The sequence below is a fragment of the Stieleria mannarensis genome (assembly GCF_014154935.1).
In the GTDB taxonomy this organism is placed as follows: domain Bacteria; phylum Planctomycetota; class Planctomycetia; order Pirellulales; family Pirellulaceae; genus Stieleria; species Stieleria mannarensis.
Genome location: NZ_JACEHH010000013.1, coordinates 77,389 through 99,486 on the forward strand (window position 1 = coordinate 77,389; position 22,098 = coordinate 99,486).

10 protein-coding genes and 1 tRNA gene are annotated in these 22,098 nt (G+C 59.0%); 10 read left to right on the top strand and 1 reads right to left on the bottom strand.

Annotated elements, in window-relative coordinates:
• The first annotated feature begins 8 nt into the window (after positions 1-8).
• The 10 genes from H1B37_RS11030 to H1B37_RS11075 all read left to right on the top strand — a co-directional run bounded on the left by H1B37_RS11030 (position 9) and on the right by H1B37_RS11075 (position 20,447).
• Positions 9-1,058: a GDSL-type esterase/lipase family protein gene (locus tag H1B37_RS11030; protein ID WP_182866711.1), complete on the top strand. Its 1,050-nt coding sequence runs from the start codon at positions 9-11 to the stop codon at positions 1,056-1,058.
• A gap of 32 nt (positions 1,059-1,090) precedes the next feature.
• Positions 1,091-2,221 (top strand): hypothetical protein, encoded by a 1,131-nt coding sequence (locus H1B37_RS11035; protein ID WP_182866712.1) that lies wholly within the window; start codon positions 1,091-1,093, stop codon positions 2,219-2,221.
• Between the two features lie 191 nt (positions 2,222-2,412).
• On the top strand, positions 2,413-4,959 hold the full coding sequence (hrpB, locus tag H1B37_RS11040) for an ATP-dependent helicase HrpB (RefSeq protein ID WP_286177634.1): 2,547 nt from the start codon (positions 2,413-2,415) through the stop codon (positions 4,957-4,959).
• A gap of 379 nt (positions 4,960-5,338) precedes the next feature.
• Positions 5,339-6,133, top strand: a complete 795-nt coding sequence (locus H1B37_RS11045) for a PEP-CTERM sorting domain-containing protein (RefSeq protein ID WP_182866714.1) — start codon at positions 5,339-5,341, stop codon at positions 6,131-6,133.
• A gap of 441 nt (positions 6,134-6,574) precedes the next feature.
• Positions 6,575-6,660: transfer RNA gene (locus H1B37_RS11050), tRNA-Leu, on the top strand.
• Between the two features lie 209 nt (positions 6,661-6,869).
• Positions 6,870-11,813, top strand: coding sequence for a CHAT domain-containing tetratricopeptide repeat protein (locus tag H1B37_RS11055; RefSeq protein ID WP_182866715.1), 4,944 nt, complete (start codon positions 6,870-6,872; stop codon positions 11,811-11,813).
• Entirely contained in the window at positions 11,813-14,047 is a 2,235-nt protein-coding gene (locus H1B37_RS11060; RefSeq protein ID WP_182866716.1) for a caspase family protein, read from the top strand. The genes H1B37_RS11055 and H1B37_RS11060 overlap by 1 nt, the downstream gene beginning before the upstream one ends.
• A 261-nt stretch (positions 14,048-14,308) precedes the next feature.
• The gene (locus H1B37_RS11065; RefSeq protein WP_182866717.1) at positions 14,309-17,113 is read left to right on the top strand and encodes a caspase family protein; all 2,805 of its coding nucleotides are present in this window, start codon (positions 14,309-14,311) and stop codon (positions 17,111-17,113) included.
• Between the two features lie 426 nt (positions 17,114-17,539).
• Complete coding sequence (locus H1B37_RS11070) at positions 17,540-18,643, top strand: DUF4347 domain-containing protein (protein WP_182866718.1); 1,104 nt, start codon at positions 17,540-17,542, stop codon at positions 18,641-18,643.
• A 484-nt stretch (positions 18,644-19,127) separates the two neighbouring features.
• The gene (locus H1B37_RS11075) at positions 19,128-20,447 is read left to right on the top strand and encodes a hypothetical protein (RefSeq protein WP_182866719.1); all 1,320 of its coding nucleotides are present in this window, start codon (positions 19,128-19,130) and stop codon (positions 20,445-20,447) included.
• Here the strand turns inward: H1B37_RS11075 and H1B37_RS11080 are convergent, their stop codons facing one another.
• Positions 20,448-22,013 (bottom strand): DUF8809 domain-containing protein, encoded by a 1,566-nt coding sequence (locus H1B37_RS11080; protein WP_286177625.1) that lies wholly within the window; start codon positions 22,011-22,013, stop codon positions 20,448-20,450. It abuts the gene before it with no gap.
• Between the last annotated feature and the right edge of the window lie 85 nt (positions 22,014-22,098).

Below are 22,098 nucleotides of genomic sequence, written 5' to 3' on the forward strand. Positions count from 1 at the left end.
ACCATTTTATGCCCGACGGCGCGACATCACAGGCAACATCCGGCGTCTTTCGCCGAATCTTTCGAACATTGGGGATTTGCCTGGCGTTTGTCGCCAGTCTGCTTTGTTTTCCGCACTGGTTGCCGTGGATGATCGCTGGCTGGATCCTCTGGCACACGATTGCTGTCATGAAGGAATCGCCCGGTTACTGGCCACTGTTCGCTTGCACGTTGATCCTCGCAATCCGGCTGGTCCCGCGAACTCCCGCGATGATGTTGCTGGTGGCGTCGATGGTGGTGATTGCAGTCTGGCGATTTCGGTGCCGCTCACAGCCCGAGATCACGTGTCGCTCTCGCTGTCTCTCCCCGGTCATCTTGGCAATCCTGTGGGGACTGATGTTCGTTGAGTATCGCCGTTCGGCAACCTGCAATCATGAGGTGGCATTCGACCCGGAGCGGCCGATCGTTTGCATCGGCGATAGTTTGACTCAAGGGATGATTCCCGATCGAGGGTATCCGGGACAACTCGCGACCATGGTGCGTCCGACGGTCATGAATCTCGGCGTGTCCGGGATCGCGACCGGACCGGCGATCGGGGTCCTGGAGCGTGCGATGGAGCACCGTCCACAAGTAGTCATCATCGAACTCGGCGGACACGATTTCCTGAAGTGGCATCGCCGGAAGAGCACGAAGGCCAATCTGGTGAAAATGATCACGCTCTGCCGTGCCAACGATTGCGAACCCATTTTGATGGAGATCCCGCGCGGGTTTATGATCGATCCCTACGCCAGTTTGGAGCGGGAGCTTGCCTACGAGTTTGATCTGCAGCTCGTCGATGATCGCTGGCTGCGGCACATCGTCTTGATGAGCCCGGCTGCGCCACCGGGGATGTGGCTCAAGGACGCCCAGCTCAGCGATGATGGGATTCACAGCAATCCCCGAGGCAGCGGGGTGATCGCGACGTTCGTGGCTGACGCACTGGTGGAAGTTTTTGGCGAGCAAGTCCTTCAGTCGCAGAAAAGCGAGGCGGAGAAAAAGGTGTCGGCCATCTCTTCGGTGCGGTTGCGAAAAAGGCGTTAGACTAAAGCGAGACTCATCCGGGGAGGTCTACCATGCGTTGGTTGCTTTTGATGATTGGTGTTGTCGTTACTTGGGCTGTGTCTCCTAGCCGGGCGCAGGACTATCAACTCGTCGAGCCCACGGGCGTGATCACCGGGGATGTCTACCTGCGTCCCGGACAGATGGTGGTCAACGATGCCAATGGACGGCAATACCTGTTTCAGCGTGATCGGTCCTTCGATTCGATCGACGGCGGGTATGCCGGTTATTGGTTACCACCGGTCAACCGCGTCGTCCGTTTTCCGCGTTCTGGACGGGGGCTGATGCAAGTCGCCGATTTGGACGATGTGCTTCCCCGCTATGTTTTCTCGCGACGCAGCGTGCGCCCGGTCGGGCGCCTCCCCGGGCACCGCCACCCACACCACCACCACCACCGACATGGTCTGGCCTTCGTGCCACCGTATTTTCTGAACCCTTACGGCTATCCGACGTTCGGCTATGGCTGGCAAAGTTTTGGCACCACGCTTCATGTCGGACCCTGGGTTGGCGTCGCACCCTGGGGATGGGGCGGGCCCGTGGGGCGACGTCGGTTCTACCAACCTCCATTGCAATCGATCGTCATCGATTCGAACGTCATCCCGCGAAAACCGCTGCCACCGGTCACCGCAACGCTGCTCAATTCCGCTCGGCGTGAGGTTCGCGTGACGGTGATCGATCGAGTCGCGGCCGATCAATCAAAACGAATCCGGATCGCGCCGGGGGCAAGCGAACCGCTGGTGGTTCAGCGTGACGCCGGGGCTGATCTGGTTCGGCACGTTCTGACCTACGCCCCCGACGGATCGCAGATCACCCGCGAAGTCTCCACGTCGATCGCCCCGTCACCACGTTACGAATTGACCGTCCACGAATGGCGGCTGCAATCGGTTGCCATCGATCGGACCGGAAAAAGTCCCAACGTGATCGAAGACAGTAACTTTCAAGGCCGCGGCTTGGGCCGATTCGAGATCCCGCCTGGTGACCAATTCACCGGCGGAACGTTGGACGTCGTTCGCATCGCGCTACAAGCCGGCAACCAAGGTACCGTCGCGCCCTTGCTGGACGATCAAGACGACACGCCGTTGCGTCCGGTGTCGTCGCTTGAGCAGATGCTGTTGGAACAACGCCGGGCGAGTGGGCAAAAGTGAATCGGGCGGCTGGTCAAAAGATGAGGTGGTCAAAAAATCTTGGACCGTGCTCGCTTGAGCAGCTCTTCATTTTTTGACCAGTAAATTTTTTGACCAAATCCTCTCCCCTGCATCGTGATCGGGGCGGATCGACCCAAAGGCTCCACTTCGCGTATCATCCATGCGTCCGTCTTGTTCTGCGTGGGAAAATGATGCCTGACCGATTGCCGATTGAGGATTGTCTTGAAGCAGTGATTGCGGCCGTCGGCGCGGAACGCCCCGTGATTTTGCGAGCCCCACCGGGAGCGGGGAAAACCACGGGCGTTCCCCCGGCGCTTGTTGACGGTAAGTGTTTGCCCGCGGGGCAGATGATTCTCTTGCAACCGCGGCGGATCGCCGCTCGTGCCGCCGCGCACCGCCTGAGCCAACTGGCCGGAGAGCCGATCGGTGCGACGTACGGTTACCACGTCCGATTCGACCGCACGGTGTCATCGCAGACCAAAGTCGTTTCGATGACGACCGGGATTCTGCTTCGCCAATTGGCCCGCGACCCGCTGTTGGAAGACGTCGGATGCGTCATCTTGGACGAATTCCACGAGCGGTCGCTGGAAGTCGATCTCGCCTTGGGCATGTTGCATCGCGTCCGCACCACGCTGCGGCCCGAATTGCGATTGGTGGTGATGAGTGCGACCCTGGACACCCAACCGGTCGAACGCTTGATGCCCGACGCGGTGGTGGTCGAAAGCCATGGCCGCGCCTACGACGTCGAAATCCGCTACGACGAATCCCTCGCGCGTCCCTCGAACACTCGTGGTGCCATCGCCCAATCCGTCGCCGATCGGATCCCAGCCGCACTGCACCGTCGTGACGGCGATGTGTTGGTGTTTTTGCCCGGCGTCGGCGAAATTCATCGCACGGCGAACTTGATCGAAGGCCTGGCGCAACAGCACGACGTGCAGGTTCGCAAGCTGTACGGCGATCTGTCACCGGCCGACCAGGATGCCGTGCTGGCACCGTCGGATCAACGCAAGGTCGTGCTGGCGACCAACGTGGCCGAGACGTCGATCACGATTCCGGGGATCACGTGTGTCGTCGACAGTGGGCTCGCTCGCGCAATGCAATACGACGCCTCGGTCGGTCTTCCCAGTTTGCGTCTGCAGCCGATTTCCAAAGCGTCCGCCGATCAGCGTGCCGGGCGTGCCGGCCGGACCGCACCCGGCGTGTGTTTTCGCCTCTGGCCCTCGGCGATGCATCGCAGTCGGCCGGACCACACACCGCCGGAGGTTTCCACGGCTGATCTTTCTGCGGCGTTGTTGATGTTGGCATCGTGGGGTGAGCGGGATGTGTTTGAGTTCCCTTGGGTGACAACGCCGACCGAACATGCCGTCGCCGCGGCCGTCGATCTGCTTGTGCGACTCGGTGCAATCGATCGGTCGCTTGCAATCACGTCGCTGGGGGCGGAAATGAATCGTTTGCCGTTGCACCCGCGATTGTCACGTCTGATGCTGGCGGCAAGACAACATGATTGTGTGGCGTCTGCGTCGGTCGCGGCGGCCCTGTTGTCCGAGCGGGATCCGTTTGAGCGGTCTGGTGAGTTTGATGCGCAACACGAAGGGCTGCAAAGTGATCTGATCCATCGCGTCATGCGGCTGCAGCGTCACCGAGGCGGGGCGCCCGATCCCGGTATCCATCCGGGCGGCGCGAAGAACATCAAGCGTGTCGCCGCGACATTGACCAAGTCGCTGGGCGACACACCCGATCAAACCGCCGCCCAGGATCGGCCGCCGACCGAAGAGGCGATTTCGCGGGCGTTGTTGGCCGCCTTTCCCGACCGATTGGCCAGACGCCGCGCGCCAGGATCGGATTCCGGGGTGATGGTCGGCGGCCGCGGTGTCAAACTGGATCGTTCGTCATCGGTTCGCAGTGCCGAGTTGTTCGTTTGCGTCAGCGTGGATGGCAAAGGCGAAGAATCGCTGGTGCGGGTTGCCTCGGCGGTCGACGAAGTCTGGTTGCCCGCGGATCGGATCGAATCCAAACGAGAATGTTTCTTTCATCCGAGTCTAAAGGCGGTGGTCGCACGCGACCGGACGTATTTCCTGGATCTACTGATCCGTGAATCCACCGCGCCGTGCATCAGCGACGACCAGACGACCGAGTTGTTGTTTCATCAGGCGAAGTCGAACCTGGATTCGATCTTGCCCCAAAAAGACAAACCGCTGGAAAGTCTCATCGCGCGGTGGCGTTTTTTGAACCAGCAATGTGAAACGTCTCCCTTGCCGATGACGATTGACCAGGCACTCGAAACGGTGCTGCGAGAGCTCTGTCGCGGACGAACGTCGTTTAACGAACTGGCACGTGCGCCTTGGATCGATCATCTCAAAGGGCTACTCAGTTACCAGCAATTGCAATGGTTCGACCAGCAGGCTCCCGAATCGATCGTCGTGCCCAGCGGCAACCGGATTCGACTCGCCTACCCGCCTGGCAAACCACCGACGTTGGCGGTGCGGATCCAGGAGATTTATGGCTGGGCCAAGACGCCGCGGATCGCCGGCGGATCGGTCCCGTTGCAGTTGCACCTACTCGGCCCCAATCACCGTCCCCAGCAGATCACCGACGACTTGGAAAGTTTTTGGAAGACGACGTACATCGAAGTCCGCAAAGAACTCAAACGCCGCTACGCCAAGCACCACTGGCCCGACGACCCGGCCACCGCGGTCGCCACGCGAAACGGATTGAAACCAAAAAGCAACGCAAGATGAGACGCCCGATTCCCAATGCAACGATCGATGCCGTCCGCGGCTCTCGGGATTCGCAACGGAGACGAAGTCTCCACCAGGTTAGGGGGCGAGACGAAGGGGAGTGACGGTTTGAGCAATCGATTTTTGTACACACCCGGTTGCATCCCGTAATCGTCGCAATCACACTTCTCCCTGAAGGGGTATAGGTAAACCCCTCCAGCACCCCCCTTTTGGCTTGCCCTGGCAAGCCATTCTGAGAGGCTTCCCCAGCCGATTTTAGCGGTCCCATGCTCTTTCGATCGCGCAGATGATTCGGTTTTGCCTCCCGGGTGCTGCCCCAACCGTTATCGGCACTCACGGACACAGGTTCTGAGTGCCCCCACCCTTTCCGAGGTTTCAAATGTTGCGTTTTCAGTTGTCCGTTATTGCGAGTGTTGCACTCTGCTTGACGGCCCTATCAACCCATCGTGTGAACGCAGGTGTTCTCAGCGATTTCGACTCCGCCGTGACCACCGCGGCAACTCAAACGCCGGGCGCTTGGTACACGGACCGATACGCGCCAAATCAATTTCAATCCCCTGAAACAGGCGGTGGCCGATCCGGCACGCTGCTGCAGGGGATCAGCATTGCTGACTCGGCAGCGAATCGCCCAAGCTCATTCAGCTCTGGGTTCTACAATACGCAGGGTCGTAAATTCGACCTTGGCAGCGGAACGACAGGCCTGTCCATCGAAATGTACATTGACTCGACGTGGGAGGGGCTGAACCAGGATCGACTTGCAGGGCTCTGGGCGACCGGTGTGGACGCGAGCAACTCGATCTCAGCTTATCCGATCATTGAGTTCACTAACGCAGGTTCAGGTGACTTCCAAATCTGGGACGGTGCTGGATTCCAATCTGTCGGTGGTTTTTCCGGCTATGGCCAGTGGTATGAAATTGGATTTGACCTGGTCGGTTCAGATTTCATCTACACGGTCAATGGTATCGACGTCTTTACCGACAACACGGTCGGTGGGACGACTGAATTCAGCAACGTCATCTTACAAGGTTACAACGCCGGAAATGACTACAACATTCACTGGGACAATCTGCAGTCGAACCTACAGGCAGTTCCCGAGCCCGCGTCGTTCATTTTGTTTGGCGTGAACGCATGCTGTGGCCTGCTGACAGTTCGCCGTCGTCGTCGCACGCCGTGAAGGCGTGTAACGCGGGTTTTTCAAGATAGCGGGTCGGTTCAAAACGACTCGCGCGTTTCAGGCCGGTCGTCGCGCTGAGGCGTGCCGCCATCGTTTGCGGTCGTACTGACAATGTGCGGGGCCGTTCGTCTCGAACGACGTGCTCCGCACATGTTTGGATTGAATCTGGCTGCCGGAACGTGGTTTTGGCCAACGAAATCACCGTTCGTTTTGTTTGGGGGGGCGTTGCGCTCCCTGGCGGCGTCTTGGGGCAGGCATGCTTGAGCTGCTTCGTGCATTGTCCGACTGAGGAGTTGCGTTTGTGGGGAGTGGCTAGCTTTCGACTTCCAGTCTATAAAGGTCTCTAAATCGCACGCCGGACACATCAAGATCACATCCGCCAGACCGGCGCAGAGTGACAAAGGCCGAGAATGCGAGAAATCGTCGTGATTTACGGCACCTGCCCGGGTGGTGGAATTGGCAGACACAGGGGATTTAAAATCCCCCGGCCAAATGCGGCTGTACCGGTTCGAGTCCGGTCCCGGGTACTCTTCCCATCGTTCGTCGGTCACTCGACCTAACGGAGTGTCATTCAATTGGGAGCATTCGATCCATCCCCTCAACTTTCCCTTCAAGGGGAGATTTGACTCCCCTTTCGGGGCGGTGTTAGATTGAACCCTAGACGGATCACTTCCTTTTGGGGGCAGGCGTTATGAGTCGAGCAGGCTTGTGCAGGCGTTGGGGCATTTTGGTTGGCGTGATCAACCTGATATTGGCGAGCATCGCGTCCGGGGATGATCAAAATGGCTCGGTTCGGCGAAACAGTCTCTTCAGCGACAACTTTGCTACAGCAACGTTGCCCCAGGCCTATCGAATCGAAGGCAACGAAGCGGGCGTTTCGGTCGCCGAAGCATCACTTTCGGTCTCCCAAGGCGTCCGGCTGGTTCGCCGAATCGATCCGGTGACCGATGTTGCGATGGAATACGACATCGTTGTGCCGGCAGAGGTCGGCGAAGGGACCGAACTTGATTTTTCGATCGGGTTCAATATTGATGACAGGATCGTCCTTTGTTCGGTTCGTTACTCCCCCTTTGTGAGCAAGGGGGCGGATTACTCGATCGAGCTCCAGCTGAATTCCAAGGAGGATTGGCCGCTTTGGTCGAAACGGATTCGCGTGTCGCCGAACGATGCGAGCGGACGATGGCGACTGGCGTTCTGTAACGGTGGCGTTTCGGTTGAAAAAGGTGGGCGGCAACTTTTTTCACAGTTCATCTCGTCGGATCCCTCTGCAACGTCGAATCACATCGAAGTTCGATCAGCAGCCGATCCAGCAAAGATATCTCACTTAGCCGTGTCAGGAATTCGCGTCAGCGGCCAGAGGCTTCAACGACTTGCCTTCTACACCGCTCGTCAACCGCTTGTGGCCGAGGCGCGTTCGGCGTCTGCCGACCACCATCACGATCGCGCCAGGGTGCTTTGGCAAAAAGCGATCGACGGCTTTCCGCCGGTCGACGAGCGGACGCCCTGGGTGGCATTCATTCAACTTGAGTCCGCACTGGCCGAGATTACCAGCGGGGATGTCAACGTCGGGATTTCTCGAATGGTGCGAGCTTGGCCCGAGTTGTTACGCAAGCTTGATGCCCACCATCCCTGGCGCATCGCCGGTTCGGCCATCGTTCGTCGGGCACACGATCGTCTGAAGCGTCGATTGCCTGACCCGACGAACATGGCTCAATGGATTGACGCACTTGATCGAATGCATCGAACTTGGGCAGAGTTGGACTGGGGAGATCGGTCGACCGTCGCGATCCAGAATCGCCGTCTTCGTTCGCGATGGAAGGTGTTTGGCGAGTTTGCACCGGAACGTCAACGGGACATCCGCTCTCTTTTGAAGCAAATGGATGCTGTCGAAAGTGCTTTTGCGCAGGGCAAAGTGAAATCTGCGGCCGTTGCGGCGGAAGGTTGTTACAAGACAATCAAAGCCATCAACGAATCGGAGCGGCCGCACGATTCGTGGTTGACCGAAGAACTCGGTGACCTGTCGAACCTGATGGCCCGTGCCAAGATTTTAATGTCGGATCTTGATCTCGGCCAGCTCCGCCGGCTCGTCGAATTATCCGCAAACTGTTACACGGCCAGTCTTTCCCCCGCCGATCCCAAATTGATATTTGCCGAACATAACTTGGCCTGTGTCGACTATCTGCAGGGGGACTGGGGTGGGGCGGAACAACGATTGCGGCAGCAACTCGAGCGTATGCGAAGGAGCTTGGGCGGCGACGCGCCCGAAACGTACGAGGTGCAGTTTGCCCTCGGCATGCTGCTAGTCGCCGCCGGCAATCGACGGGAAGCGGTCGACCTCTTAAATCAGACGCTGTGGGAAACCGGTGAACTGGCATTCGCCGGCTGGCTTCCAATCGGCCACCCGACCCTGGACACATTTTTGGTCCGTCAGGAGCCGCTGCAACATCCATCGTTGATCATGTTCATGGCCGCCGCGGCACCGGCGCCCACCGGCGCTGATCCATTGGCAACGCATGCCGACAGCCTTGCCCTGGGGCGTTTGGCTGCGCGCGTCGACCAGATGTTTGATCCGCTGGATCGCTCGATTCCCTGGAGCGACACCGCCGATCGAGCCCGGAGCAGCATCGAACGCCTGGCACCTCCGGCAAGCCCCTGGCACTCGGTCTTGCAGTGGCTCGGATACCAAGACCTGACACCGGCCGAATTGGCCGCGCTGCCGGATCAGCATCCCTGGCGGATTTGGCTGAGACGACGTGGCGTGAGGGTGCCGATCGAGTTTTCGCCCCCGAGTTCCCCGGTCGAGGAACTCGATGAATATCGTTCAAACGACATTCAACAACTCGAAGAGACGCTTGCCGAATCGGTCGCGTACTTCGGTGCCGACCATCCCGAATCGGCGTGGTGTCATGAAAACTTTGCTTTGGCCAATTACGTCCTCGGCAGGATGAATGACGGCCAGAAACATGCGGTCCAGGCGACCGAGGCTTTCACGCACCGGCTGGGGCCGCGCCATCGCCGATCTCTCGCGATCAGCAACACGCTGGGAATTTTTGAGTACTATCGCCATGATCTAAGGCGATCGTACCAGCTCCTCGAGCAAACGCTGCGCGACCGACGCGCGGCGTTGGGCGACGATGACTTCGAAACGTTGCGGTCCACTAGCGATTTGGCTGTCGCCGCCCGCGCGATCGGCAAGCAGGGCGTCGCGCGACGGCTGATCCATCATGCCGTCGAGCATTGGCCTGTCCCCGAGGACCAAGATTATCGCGACTATTCTGCCGAATCTTACCAGAACATCATTCGGGTCAATTTGGCCGTCTTGAAAGCCGAATGTGGGGATTATCTTGAAGCCGAGGCTGAGCTCAAAAAACTGATTGCCAACGACGAACGGTCGATGTACCGCAAAGAGGTGTTACTGAGTCTCAGTTCGATCGCCACGATGCGAAACGATCTCGATGCCGCCGAAGCCTACTTGCTCGACGCGCAAAAAATGCTGCGTGAATCCAAGTATCCCCAAGACGACCCGAAGATCGATCACTTGTTGGGTGTCGTTTATCGAGAACAAGGAAAACTGGAACGGGCGCGCGCGGCATTAACTAAATCCATCAGCACCCGTCTTCAAAAGCAATCCGGTGCCCCGCAGGACCTCGGCGACGCGATCACCAGTCTTGCGATTTTGGAGCAGCAGGAAGGCAATCTGCAGACCGCGTTTCAATTGTTCTCATTGGCTCATCAGCAATACCTCGCTTCCTTGGGGGCCAAGGGGATTCGCCAAGCCGACGCGGCACGACGCGTCGCGTTGTCGGCCCACCTGCTCGGAAAGCAAGTTGCCGTACGAGCTGCTGAAGACGCGCTGGCGATGAAACGCGAGCTCGTCGATTCGCTGGCATCGACGCTTTCGGAAACTGAGGCCTTGTTACTCACCAACACGTTGACCGAACTGGAGCCGCTGCTTAGTGCGCTTGCCGAAGACCGCCAACGAAACGCCGTGACAGCTTTGACGGCCGTTTGGAAACGCAAGGCGATTGTCGCTCAATTGATGCAGCGGCGACGCGTCCGCCTTGACGATCTGGCGGACGGTACGAATCAAAAGAAATCCGAACGGCTGCGTTCCGTCCGTCGTGAGTTGGCGACCTTGCTGGGGCCACAATTCATCTCACATCTGCCGATTCGCGAACGGATCAGTCAGGCCCCGGGCGCTCCGTTCGGCCCCGACGAACGGCTGAATCGAATCAGGCAATTGACCGCTGAAAAAGAAGCTCTGCAGCGACAACTCGCCGAAGCGGCGGGACGCGGCACAATGTCCCCAGACCCGACGCCCGATGAAGTCATCGCGGCGATGCCCGCCGGCGCGGCGCTGATCGAATTTGTCAAAGTCAACCATTGGCCGCGCGCAGATCAACTGGCCGATGCGAAAAACATTCAGCCCGAATCAAGATACCAGCTGTTTCTCCTCGGCCGAGATGCTGCGGGGGCACCTCAAGTCCATTGGCATGATCTCGGGGCTGCAAAGGAGATCGACGAAATGGTCCGCCGGTTGCGGTATTTGATCGACGCCGAAACACGAGGTGTGCGAGGATTGACGATCACCGATGAACAGAACCAAATCATCGGTGATCGCGCAGTGACGACGAAGCTAGGAAAGCTGCTGACATCCGACTGGATCCATTTGGCAGACAAGGTCGACCGTTTTTACATCGTGCCCGACGGTGGTTTACACGCGGTGCCCTGGAACGCACTCCCCGGGTTGAAGTCCGACTATTTGGTCCAGGAGGCTGCGGTCGTGTTGCGCACACGGGGATCAGAACCCTTCGGACGCGGCGAACGTCCGCCCACAAGACGGGGGTGTCTGTTGCTGGGCAACATCGATTATGGACAACCCCGACGGTCTCCGACAGACCCGACATCAGCGATCAAAACCGCAACCTGGAAATCACTGGAGGGTACGAAAGCGGAAATGCGGGACATCGCCGCGTTGCTCCACGATCCTGACAACATTCGTCGGCTTGAAGAGGGACGCGCCACCGAAACGGCGGTGATCGAGACAATGCAACAAGTTGGCATTGCCCACTTTGCGACCCATGGTTTCTACCACCGCAACCTCGTCCAATCCGCTCAGGCTTCCTGGCAAGATCCGCTGCTGGCATCGGCGTTGGGCCGCAACCCTCTCAGCCGCTGTGGACTGGTGTTGTCCGGTGCCAACCGATTGCCTGGGAGCGATGAACAGGGTTTGCCCCACGGTGACGACGGCTTGCTGACCGGCGAGGAGATGTGCGATCTGGATCTGCGTGGCGTCGAATTGGTCGTCCTTTCAGCCTGTGAGACCGGCTTGGGCGAAATCAATGACAATGAAGGTGCGTTCGGAATGCAACGGGCGCTTTTCCAAGCGGGCGTCCGCGCGACGATCGGCAGCCTTTGGAAAGTCAGCGACGATGCGACAAGTCAATTGATGACGGAGATCTACCGCCGGATGGCTCGTGACCGACTCGGCGTCGCCGATGCATTGCGGCAGGCTCAACTGAGTCTCTTGGACGTAGGTCTGCTGGACGACGAACGCCCACGCGACTATTCCGCGCCGTTTTTCTGGGCGGCGTTTACGGTCGCGGGTGATCCTGATGCCAAACTACCCACGAGCGAGCCCCCGCGATCACAGTTTGACACCAATCCGCCGAGCAACTGATGAAGAAAACCACTCCAGGTCTGCTCGTATTCGTCACCTTCGTGCTCTTCAGTGGCGCGTTGTGTTTCCTCTTCATCGCTTTACGAGCGGCCGATGAAGCGCCCGCCGGTACGGATCAATCGACCACGCCAACAGCGATGAATCCCGGCCCCAAAGCGCTTCTGATCGGTTGCAACGTCTATCCGAATCTGGGGGCGCAAGCGACGCTACGTGGGCCGGCCAACGACGTCATGCTGATGAAACAGCTGTTGACGACGCAATTCGAGTTTGACGATGCCAACATCGTTGTCCTTTCATCGACCGAGCCGGACGATCGGCAACCTACCAAGGCAAACATCCAGCGGGCCTTTGAAGCAATCGCCGATCAGTGTAGAGAGGGTGAACATTTTGTGTTCTTCTTTGCCGGCCACGGGACACAAGTTCCCGATCAGCCGACGGCCGACGACAGGGATCCCGAACCGGACGGCTTCGATGAGGCCTTGCTTCCGGTGGACGCAGGTCGCTGGGATGACCAACAGAGTGAATTACCAAACGCGATCCGAGATGATGAGCTGGGGCAATGGATCCAACGGGTGGTCGATCACGGCGCCATTCCTTGGGTTGTCGTGGACGCCTGCCATTCGGGAACCGTGGTTCGAGCCGCAACTTCCGAGTCGTTTCGTAAACTGGATCCCAAGTCGCTCGGCATTCCCCAAGTCGAAGCGGATCGCCAGAGCGGTTCATTGACATCCCGCGGACTTGAACGTGAGTCTGTCAGCTTAGAAGTGTCGGAGGATATACCGCAATTGGCTGCACTCTACGCGGCGCTGCCGAGCGAACCGACACCCGAAATGCAACCCCTGGATGGCGGCGACACCAAGGTTCACGGGTTGCTGACCTACGCGCTGTACAAGACGCTGACCTCTGCCAGCACGCCGCTTTCGTACAATGATCTGGTCAGCCGAATCCGATCCCAATACCGCGCGTGGGGGCGAATGTACCCTACGCCCATCGCCGAGGGATCGCGGCTGAACGATTCCGTTCTCGGGAGCGAGCACGTGGCCAGCCAGTCGCGTTTGAACCTGTTGAGTGAGGCCGAGGGGCTGCGAATCAATGCCGGCACGTTGTACGGTTTTCACAGCGGGTCGGTCTTTGCCGTCTACCCGCTTCCGGGTAGCGAGAACCCAGACCAACCGATCGGCGCGGTGCGTATTACGGACGGCGGATCGGATCTTTTTCAATCCGGTGTCGAACCATTCGCTTGGTCCGCACTCGGGCTGCCGAAACTCCCCGATGACGCCGCTCACGGTTGCCCCTGTAAACCCGTTTACATTGATTACGGCGACCAGAAATTGAAAGTAGCGATTGCCCCGCCGGTGGTGGAGTCATCCGCATTGACGACGTCGCAGCAGACTGATGATGCCTTGCGAAAACGCGTCGCGGAAACCATCACCGCACTCGCCGAACAATCCGATGCGATGGTCGAAATCACGTCGTCGGCAGCCGCCCAATGGGTGCTACAGGTCGAAGCGGGACGGATCGAGATAACCAACGCCCGCGGGTGGGTGAAGGAGTTCGAAAGACAGGCCGAACCGCCGCGATTCGGCCCCGTGCCGACGGATGATCAAATGCAGCCCTGGCTGGCGGAACGGTTTCGACGGCTCTGCCAAGCCAGCAACCTGATACAGCTGGCGGGGCTGACAGTCGCTTCGGACGTTCGAGTGAAATTGAGCTTGTTGAAATTCAATGACTCCAATGATGATCGTGGCGAGGCGGTGCAGGAGCATGCTCCAATTGTGCTCCGTGAGGACGAGCTTGTTGCGTTTGAGATCAGCAATCTCGGCGCGACTCCCGCCGACGTCACGCTTTTGTTTGTCGACAGCGGATACGGCATCACCAATCTCTTTCCCCGCGGGTCGGTGCTGGATAACCGTTTGTCGCCGGGCAAGTCACGTCGCACGCAAAGATTTCCCGTCGATACGACGACGACGGGGATCGAATACGTCGTCGCTATCGCTGTCCAGGCCGGCGGCGAACCGGTCGCATTTTCATTTCTTGAACAATCGACGATCGAGCAGGTCGGAAACCACCAGACGCGACGTGGCGGCGAAAGCCCTCTCGGACTCTTGTTGCGACGTGCACAGTTTCGCCAGGGCGAAACGCGTGGTTTAGTCATGGATGAGTTCGAGAAGCATCAATTCACCTCTATCTCCTGGACGGTTGCCGAGTCCGCTCGACCAACTGAAGTTCCATGACCCCCGTTGCCACCCAACGACCTGTGTTTCTGACGGAAGTTTTTCCACTTTGCCGGCGTCAAAGGCTTGATCCGAATACGTCGGCGTTGCCGAGCAATAGCCCCGCATCGACGAACGCGTGACGACACCCGTCAGGAAAAGCGGCTGCCGCCCTTCTCTCGGGCTTCGTTCATTGTCAATGGCGATTGGCAGTCGTGCATGATCCAATACTGAGTTTTGTTTTTCGTCGATCCCAAACGGAAACCGTTCAACGTCCTTGCCATGTCGAAGCGAATCGTAACATTTATCGTGGCTGTGTCGGCGATCAGCCTTGTCATGGGCTTGGTCGGAATCTTCAAGCGTCCGCCGGTGGATCCATTGGAAGATCAGGTCTCGTTCGCGACGCTCTACGAGGATTTGATCCTGTCCGCGGACGTCTATGATCTTTCCGATCAGGAACTGGCATCCAAGTACTCCGACCAAAAGGTTCGTGTCGAAGCACTACCCGAAAGTGACATCCGATACTTCTTATTGACTGACGAGTCGACGAAGACCCACCGGCTGGCCGTCCGCGGAACGAGCAATCTGCGAAACGCCGTCGTCGACGCACAGTACAGCAAATGGGTCGACGGCACGCTCGACGTCTATTTGCACCGTGGTTTCCAGAATGCCGCTGCCGAAGTGTTGCGTGACGTCGAACCCTTTCTCCGTCGTGATTTCAACATCGTCGTCACGGGGCATTCCCTCGGCGGCGCGGTCGCGGCGATTCTGATGATGCATCTGGATCACCGTGGATTCATAGTCGACCGGACGACGACGTTTGGCCAACCGAAAGTCACCAACGTCGATGGGGCATCCAGATTTTCCGAATCCAAACTGTTGCGGGTCATCAATCTCGAGGATATCGTCTCAAAGGTCCCGCCACGATCGCTACTGGGGAATATCAATCAGCCGTACCAACACTTCGCACCCGAAGTCGTGATGATGAAGGACGACCGGTACGCCTATCAAAAGCCACGACTTCCGAATCCAGATGACGCTCAAGCCGCTGCGGACGAATTGCAGCGTGAAGCTACACGCGGATTGTGGGAGGACTATCTTGATGCCCACCGAATCGTCAATTACACGAGTCGTCTACAACGACTCATGACCCTCGGCCAACGAGTGCCGAAAGCCGAACCTCCCCTGACCGCCCCCTCCGATAAAGCTCCATCGGGGCGTCCGACGCAAAAATATGCACTGCTGGTGGGAATCGACGACTATCAGCACGGCGGCGTGCCGGATCTGAGAGGGTGCGTCAATGACGTGCATGCGATGAAGAATCTGCTGGTCGGAACCTTTGGTTTTCCAGCGCAAAATGTGCGTGTATTGACCAACGCGGCCGCCACGCGTGCGGGGGTCCTCCGGGCTGTACGGGACAATTTGGTCGCGCCTACCGCCGACGGCGATATCGCCGTTTTTCATTTCAGCGGGCACGGATCACAGATGAGAGACGTTTCCGGTGACGAGTCGGACCAGTGGGACGAAACCATCGTCGCATATGACAGCCGCAGCGAAGGCGTTCTCGACATTTCTGACGATGACTTGAATGCACTGTTCAAAGAACTGGATGTGAAAACCAACTTGACGGTCATTTTGGACAGTTGTCATTCCGGCACCGCCACTCGAGCGATCAACGTACGCGGCATCGAGCGTGACCAACGCCAACCTGACGAATCGGTAAGCCTGGCCGCATCCTCCTCACGGACAACCGCGGCGGGGCACGATGTAAAAGATTCGCGAGAAGACAATGGGCTTCAGGATGGTTACGGATACGCCATGATCGCGGCTGCGCAGGCAAACGAGTTGGCACGAGAGCATAGTCACCGCGGCGTGGTTCATGGCGCGCTCACCCATTTCTTTGTCAGCGAAGCGCGTCGGGGTGGAGTCGAGCAGACCTACCGTGACGTTTTGGACCGAGTTCAATTGGCTCTCAGTGGTCTTTATCCTGATCAGCACCCGCAACTCGAGGGCGGTGGCGCCGACAAACGGCTGTTCGATGTAACGGACGCGCCGGTCGCCCCTTATATCACAGTGTCCCTGCTCGCAGACGGAACACCTGTCTTGCTTGCCGGTGCTGCCCAGGGCATGACGAAAGGATCCACTTTCAACGTCTTTCCACCGACGACAAAAGACTTTACAGATGACTCGCGAGCGTCGGCAGAAATCGAATTGACGGAGGTGCGGTCGTTGACATCCAAGGCAAAAGTCATCCGTGGCGGCGAAATCTCCTATGCCTCCCGAGCCGTCGAACGCCGTCACGCTTTTGGCGAATTCACATTCAACATTTATTTCGCAGGAGACTCCGAGATTGAACGTGAATTGCAACAGCGATTCGCCGAATATCCGCACCTGACCGTCGTCGACTCGTCTTCCCTGGCGCAAGTCAGAATCCAACGGCAGGGGGAAGTGCTTACGTTGGTTGCATCGTTTTTCGAAGAACCCCGGTCGTTTCCCGCCACAACCGAATCGCTGGAAAAGATTGTGTTGTGGGTGTTGCACTGGGCCAAATGGTTCAATCTCTACACTCTGGATCATCCCGCATCAACGTTGAAGGTTGGCCTAAGTGTCGGAAAGCAATCCGACAGCAAAACCGCCGGGATCGGTGAATCCGAGGTGGAAAATTCCCGCTCGCAAAGCTTTGATGCCGGGCAGAGGGTCTCGATCACGGTTGATAATCGCAGCGATGCCAATCTGTACTTCGCAGTCATTGATCTGGAAACGACCGGTGACGTCTCCATTCTTTATCCCACCGACGGATCGACGGCAACGATTCTGGCCGGGAACAGTTGGACCGGGGCGTTTCGATTCACGTTGCCAGAGGGCCGACGCGAAACCCGCGACTATTTAAAGTTGATCGCGACGCGACACCCTATCAATGTCAGTTTCATGAAGTTGGAGTTGCCGCCATCGCTCCGTGGATCGGATCCGCTACAAGCGATGCTGACCAATGCCGCCTTCGGTTCCCGTAAAGCCGAGTTGATATCAGTCGATGCCGACGACTGGGCCACCGCAACGGTTCGTTGCATCGTTCGTTCGCGCGAATAAGCAGCGTCTTCTCAATCAGAGCCACGACGACACAGTGCAGAAAGATCAAGACCCGAGCAGCATCCAGCATGATTCTGCTTTTGCTCTCGCGCATTTTCCTGTCACCCATTTTCTTGCCTGCGTTCGACGCGATTGATTTTTCTGCCCACCATCTTTCTGTCCTCTCTCGGCGTTGCCTTTATCCTCACCGCCGCTACAAACGCTAACGCCAGCCTGATCGGAAGAGCTTCTCGCTCGCCGAGGGAAAACCCTCGGGTTTGACTTTGGTGAGGGTTTGCCCTCGGCCGTTAACGGTAGGGACGAAGGTCACGTGTTACGCGTCGGGTACGCGTTTCGGGTGCAACGTGACGTGCGATTCATCCTCCCCCAAGTCTTCGTGCGCTGATGACGTCCCAGGCGTCGCCGGCCGCGGAGCCGGCCACTGCTATGATTCCCACCCAACGCTCCAATTTCCCTCCGCGTCGTCGCGTTTCCGAATCCGTCGAAGATCGCGTCTTGATCGATGCCGACGTCGCAGACTACCTCGCCATGGATGGCGCCCATGATTCGGCCAGCCGACCGGGCCCCAAAACGCAGACCGTTTCCTGGTACGGCCGCAAAAAAGAAAACGCGATCGGCACCGCCGGGCTTTGTCCTCGCCAGTTTGCGTTCGTCGATTTGAGCGTTGGGGAACATGAATCGCGGGTCGAGGATCTGGTGGCCAACGGCCAGCCGCTGGAAATCGTCTACTTGGACCCGAAACATGACGGGATCAAGCAGATGGCCGAGGCGTTGGCAGACCAGGCCGAACTGGACGCGATCTTTTTGATTTCCGATGGTTGTGATGGTGCACTGCGATTGGGAGAACGGTCGATCGATCGCGCCGATCTGGCACTCGACCACGCCTCGTCGCTGCGCATCATCGGTGCGTCCTTGGCACGCGACGGGGACATCCTGTTGTACGGTTCGGGATTTACCGGAACGACGCGGGGGTTGCACTTGATCGACGCGCTGACCCGATTGACCGGCGTCGAGGTGGCGGCGTTGGATGCGGGGATCGGAAAGGCGATGGCGGATCGCGACTGGGCGCTGGAAGCGTTGCGGGGGGCGCCGGTTCAGATGCATTCGGTCTGTGTATCGGCCTCGGGGATGGAAACCGATGGCGTCTTGAAGGACGTGGCGATCGCGCCGCTTTCGGGCATGCCGGAGGAGGATTCGAGGGAGTTTCAATGTGCCGGAGCGATCCCCGGCGCGACGCTGGATTGCAAGCTCGTCTTGGCAACCGCGTCTTGCGAACCATGGCAGGCCGGGTTTTCTCCCGCCTTTGACCTGTTCGGCCCCCGCGGCATCCGGGTCGACGGGATGGCCATCTACAGCGGCACGCTCTCGCCGGCCGTCGCCAAAAAACTCGCCGCCGCACGAGAACTGGTCAACGTCGTGGCGACCAACACCGAGGCTGACTGGTACCCCGATGACGCCCAGTGGGTCAATGTCGCACTGCCTGCGTTGGAGTTGAAGCGGCCGGTCGGAATGGCGGTTGGGGCAGGATGATGGGGCAAAACGATGGGGGCAAAACGATGGGGGCAAAACGATGGGGGCAAAACGATGGGGGCAAAACGATGGGGGCAAAACGATGGGGGCAAAACGATGGCCTTCGGGTAAATGGTAGTGGACGACGCGAGGAGTCCTGGCAGCCGGCATCCCGTATGCACTCGTCGCCTCGTCCGCTACTCGAAAATCCAGCGGCGGGGGACCACGCGAGCCATGCGGTCCTCTTTCTCGGTCAATGCGTGCTGTTGGCGGGCGATTGACGGAACTTGTCCGCACCGGGGGCGGTCAAAGGCGATACACTGACAGGGCTGTTCACTTGTCACGATTCTTTTCAATCGTCTTTCCTTGATGCCGGAGTGCGGATGTGGCTGGCAGGATCAAGTTTCCTTGCGGAACGTGCGCGCAAACTCTGGCAGTCGATTCCGTCGCGGTTGGACGACAGGTTCAGTGCCCCAAGTGCCAGTCGTACTCGGTTGTTCCGGCGGTGGAACTTGCGCCAACGCCACGCCCGGGCAAAGCGACCGCTCCCGAATCGTGCGTCGTCGCCTGCCCCAGTTGCCGCGCGAAGCTGTCCGTCAAGCTGTTGGATCGGCCGGCGCGGGTCGCCTGTCCGAAGTGCAACACGCAGGTCCAGTTGCCCGCCCGGAAGCAACCCGCCGCAGTGAGTTGCGCGTCGGCGCCCGAGCGAAGTGGGATGCCCGAGCCGACGGCGCCGGCGACGTTGGACTTTGCATCGCTGCCGCCTGGTCCGTCGGCTGCCCCGCCGCTGGACCTGGGGCAACTCGAGGTGCCGCCACCTGCGGGACCGGCGACTGCGGGGCCGGCGACTGCGGGACCGGCGACTACGGGACCGGCGCCGGCCAGATTTTCCGCGCAATCGCGTCGAACGTCTTCGGGCGGGTCGGTCGCGACGACGCTATTGGGTTGGATCGGGAATCACAAGGTCGTCACGGCGATCGTTGCGATCAACATTGTTGCCTTGCTCTCGTGCATCATCTTTCCTCCGCTACTGGTCTTTTGTGCCATCGAGTTGCCGGTGGGGCTGATGATCGCGGGGGCCACGTTTCTTCCGCGATATCATCTGGTCCAGAAAGTCTCTCAGGGCATCGGTGCTCAAATGGCGGGGCTGGGAGCCGGTGGCGTCTTATTGTTGATCTTGGCCGTCGGGGCGAAGGCGGGATTGCGGATCGCGCGGCGCGTCAACCGCAACGAGAACCTGGACTTTTCGGGGTTCGATCCGTCCAGCGTCGGCGCGATCATCGGATCACTGACCGTCTTCATCGGCATCAGCGCCCTGGTCGTCTTTCTGTGGAAACAGATCGGCATCGTCCGCGTGGCCGCCGCCGGCTATCTGTTGCAGATGTCTCTGTTGACCGTGTTGATGATCATCGGTGGATCGGTCAAATCGTATCGGGATGCGGAGATGGCGCGGCACCATGAGGAAACCCTGGCCAAGATGCGAGCCCCGAATTGGTCGCCTCCGGGGATGGAAGACCCGGCATCGCGAATGAATTCGTATCGGCGTGGTGCGAGGGGCGGGCCGAGGGATTCGGAGATTCGAATCATCTTGATGCACGGTCCGAACACGGATTTGAGTGAGGTGCGGACGACGTTCCTGGCCCAGGTCGGAAACCCCGAGTGCGAAGTGCAAACCAAGGGGGCGATGATGACCGAGTGGATCGTCCAGGAGTCACGCGATCCTCAGGAGGTCGCGGACTTGATCGATTTCGGCCGCGTTTTAATGGTTAGCAAGTTGAGCCGAACCATTCGCGTCGGGATGCCACGCGTTCGTCCTGGCCGCTAGCTACGGGGAGCTGGTTGCTTCGGCGGTCACCGCGGCCTCTTCGCTGTTGGGGCGAATGGCTTCGAAGTAGGTTCGAACGGTTTCGCGGACGCCCATCGGCAGCGGTTCGGAATCGAGGACGGCTTCGGCTTGGCGGCGGAAATCGTTGTACTTTCCGGCATAGGCTCGGACCGCGTCTTGTTCGCCTTCGGGGGCTTGCGTGATTTCGGTCTCGCTGGCCCCTTCGCCTTGAACCCCCGTCAATTGTTCTTCGCGGCGGGTGCTGTCGATCTGTGTCGCCTTGTCACCGAGCGGTTGGCCGCTGGAAGCGATGCCGGCTTTGGTGCTGGGGCTGTTCGACTTTTTGGCGATGTTCGATTGGCACTGGCTGCGGCATTGGCCTTTGCACTGGGCCAGGCGATTGAGTTGGCAGGACATGCACTGGCCGATCTTCTTGCACTGGCCTTGTTTCTTGCACTCACTGGCCAGTTTGGACAGGCACTTCTTGCACTCCTTCATGTTCTTGTTGCTCAGTCCTTCGGCAAGTTGGCCGATCGACTCGCTGAGTTGGCCGTTCTTTCCAACGCTGAGTTTGGCGGCCATCTTTTTCAGGTTGTCGGCGACGGCGCGGCGTTGTTTGTCGCCGATTTTGGACGGGTCGACCGATTCCAGTTCTTCGCTGGCTTTTTCGTAATCTTGCGATTCGAGTGCCTTGGCGGCTTGTTGCAGTTGGTCGGACGGTTTGATCGCTGCGGCGAGGGCTTGCATGGTGGCGTCGGTCATTTCCAACTGCATCGCCTCGCGGGCTTCGGCCAAGGCCTGTTCCATTTCCGAAAGCGACGCCATCAGGTCGCTTTCGTCCATCGCTTCGGATTCCAGCTCGTCGACCTTTTCGCGAAGCTCTTCCAGCAATTTCTCGATTTCGGGATCTTCGTGCTCTTTGGCCAGTTCTTCCAGCTCGCTGAGCATCGTTTCACGCAGCGTCATCGATTGTTCGCTCGCTAACGCCAGCACCGGGTTGGCGTCGACTTCGGGTAGCCCGCTGCCGGTCAGTGCGAGGACCAGGATCAAGCCGGCGGCCAGACCTGCGGCCCATCGCAGCGGTTGTTTCCAGGATCGGATCGGAACGCACTGGTGAGCGTCGATTTTTTCCAGGTGCGCGTTGGCCTCTTCGATTTGCAACCGCTTGGCGGTCTGGTTGCCGGCAGATGACTTGTCGGCAGATGACTTGTCGGCAGCGGCGAGAAATTCGAGCGTGGTGATCGACCGGTCTTTGAGGTTGAAGTGCTCGTCGATCATCCGAGCCGCCGATTGGGCGCTGCGGATTCGCGAAGCGCCCAACAGCAAGCCGATCGCACCGCCGAGCAGTGAAATCGCAACGGCCCATCCCCAGTGGGTGGCCGGTGCCAGGATAGCGCGTGCCAAGGCAAACACGAGTGCGGCGGCGATTCCGATCAACAGGCCCGTGGTGACGCCCTGGACGACCGAGGCCAGCCAGAGTCGCTTGCGGACCGAACGGGTCAAAGACTCAATGGGACTGGTCGTCAGCGGCTGGTCGTGACGAGTGTTTTGCGAATCGTTGCTCATGTCGGCCTCGAGAATCATCTCTATTGGGCAGTCGGGCGTTCAAGACTCGCTGTCTAGGGTAAGGGACTCCCACCCACGCGGTCAA